2 protein-coding genes are annotated in these 2,579 nt (G+C 66.2%); both read right to left on the bottom strand.

Annotated features, from left to right (window positions below; genetic code table 11):
- Positions 1 to 337: 337 nt before the first annotated feature.
- Entirely contained in the window at positions 338 to 1,720 is a 1,383-nt protein-coding gene (locus CYU59_RS19300) for a PPE family protein (RefSeq protein WP_293001614.1), read from the bottom strand.
- 142 nt (positions 1,721 to 1,862) lie between these two features.
- Positions 1,863 to 2,429, bottom strand: coding sequence for a type VII secretion protein EccB (locus CYU59_RS19295; protein ID WP_293001616.1), 567 nt, complete (start codon positions 2,427 to 2,429; stop codon positions 1,863 to 1,865).
- Positions 2,430 to 2,579: the final 150 nt, after the last annotated feature.

The raw sequence follows: 2,579 nt of genomic DNA, 5'->3' as shown, positions 1-2,579 counted from the left end.
GGCCGCTGGGCACCTCGGATCGCTACCCCTGCCGGAACACTTCGCGAGCATCGACGGCCACGGTGTGCACGGCGTCGTCGACGGGCACACCGTCATCGTCGGCCAGCCGTCGCTGCTGGCGGCGCAGTCCTACCCCCTCAGCACCGACCTTCAAACTAGCCATCGCTGATTACCTATCTTCAGGATTGGCTGACATAGGCCTCGGCTTGTTTCGGCCGTCCAGGCAGTGCGCGACGACGCCAAATGCAGACGGCGACACCACCAACTGCAAGATGTGACCGTCCTCAGACCTAAAACTCTTTCCTCACCTGGTTACCATTGCTTCTCGAACACATGTTTAACTGTGGCCCCCTGCCCCTGGAGATGAATTCGGCTTCCAGGTTCTCGGCACCATCGGAATGCGCGGGCCGTCGCCAAATCCATTGCTGCTCAATGTCGCAAATCCCGACGCCTCGGCAGAGCTGTCCTTGCCCACCGTGTCGGCGAAGCCCAAGGATCCCGAGCCGGTTCCGGATGCCACCGCGGCCAAGACGAGCTCTTGGTCGTGCTGGGCCCCCCAGTCGGGGTCGACGTCGACGTTCATATCGGCGAATTCGTCTGCGTGGTCATGCAGCTCGGCCTTGCGTCGTCGACGCGTACGCGCCTTGGCCCGGCCCGCCACGCCAACCGCGGCGGCCGTGGCGATCGATTCGGCCGGAGCCTTGTTCTCGTCGCGATCGATCAGCGTCGGACCCGGATCGCCGTCGGGGTCCATGCCGCCCACCATGTACGGGAAAGCCGCGGCAGGCGCCGGAGTCGGAACCGCGCCACCGGCCGCACCAGCCGCGGCCGTTGATCCGGAACTCGCCGTAACGCTCCCGCCGCCCGGCGAGGTCATCGCCGCGGCGGGCATGCCGCCCGGTTGGCCGGCCCGAATGCCTAATGCTCCACCGACATCCGGCAACGGCTCTACTGCGCCGCCCGACAGCGCGGCCTTGATGCCGAAGTAGAGGATGACCGTGAGCCACGCGGGCGAACTCAGCACGATCGACCAGAACGTGTTTCCGAACGGGATGAAGAACGCTTCGTAGGCAACGAAGAACAGCAACGGACCCCACGCGCCCGGGTTGGAGAGAATGGCGCTCAGCGCACCGCTCGGGTCCTGGATCAGTTGCGTCAACTGGTTGAATAGGTCGGTGAAGAAGTCCCCCGTCGGCGGCAGGGCCGCGGCCGACTGCGCGCCGTCGGATTTCAGCACCGGCGGTGCCTCGTCGGTGCGCGGCGCCGACGCCATCGCCGCACCCGACACCGCCTGGTAACCCGCCATCGTAGTGGCGGCCTGAACCCACATGCGGACATAGTCGGCTTCGTTGAGCGCGATCGGAATCGTATTGATCCCAAAAAAATTCGTCGCGATCAGCACACCGTGGATGAGGTGATTGGTCGCCAGCTCCGGAATCGTCGGCATCGCGGCCAGCGCCGCGGTGTACGCGGCCGCGGCGACCTCGTGCTGAGTTGCCGCACCCGCGCTGTTCGCGCTGGCCTCGGTGAGCCACGCCAGGTAGGGCAGGTGTGCGCTCACGTACTCTTCGGCGCTCGGGCCCTCCCACGCGCCCGCCTGGACCGCGCCCAGTAGCGAGGTGAGATCGCTTGCCGCCGAGGCGTACTCAGCACTGAGCGCGGTCCAGGCCTGCGCGGCAGCCAGCAGCGACCCCGGGCCAGGACCGCTGTTGAGGAGCACGGAGTGCACCTCAGGCGGTGAAGCCATCCACACCGGCGCGGTCATCGTCAGAAGCCGCCGTATGTCCGTGGGGCGGCGGCGTAGCTCACGCCGGACTCGCCCACGCTGGCCGACGCCAATCCTTCTGGCACAACTCGCAGGGTCATGACCCTTCATTCCTCTGGTTGAAACTCACCGGCCGTGGACGGCGACGACGCAGAGTGGCCGATAGTTTGCGCGAACTAACTGACCCCGGGGCGATGGCGACTCGGCTGGAGGTGCCGTCGAAACAGGCGCCGATCAGGTCAGCCGGGTCCACCGAGTCGGGTACCGGCAGCGCCGAACCGGCGAGCGGCGTCGACGAATTCGTGCTGGCGCCGGCGGACGTGCTCCAGTGCACACAGGTGACCGGGTCGTGCAACGCGTCGAGCAGGCACATGCGCTGCTCCGGATAGCGGCTGGTGTCTAGTTGCCGCGACACGGGTAGCTTGGCCAACTTGTCGGCACTTAGGCGCGGTGGTCGGTTCAGACCGTTGGAGCTGCTGCACGGAATCGCGGCCAACAGCGACGAGACCTGCTTAAGGCCGTCCGGCAGCACTGCGTCGTAGTTCGTCGAATTGCCAACCCCACGTATTTTCACGACGCCGCCGATTGGGACAAGGACCGAGGAGCGGGCCGGCGTGCCGCGACCGAGAAGAGGTCCGGTTTGCCGGCGTCGGGAACGCCGTATTCAGCGGTTAGCACGCCTCAGTCCCCCTCTGTCAATGGACAGCTGAAACTGCCCGTGGGCGGACGTGAGAAATGCCTGTAGGTGGCCGTTAAGAACTGCCCAGTGGCGGACACGAATCTGCCCATGAGGGGTGCATCCGCCACCGGTCGG

The organism is Mycobacterium sp. (assembly GCF_002863225.1).
Taxonomy (GTDB): Bacteria; Actinomycetota; Actinomycetes; order Mycobacteriales; family Mycobacteriaceae; genus Mycobacterium.
Note: the sequence above shows the minus strand (reverse complement) of the source record. Positions and strands in the feature narration are given on the sequence as shown.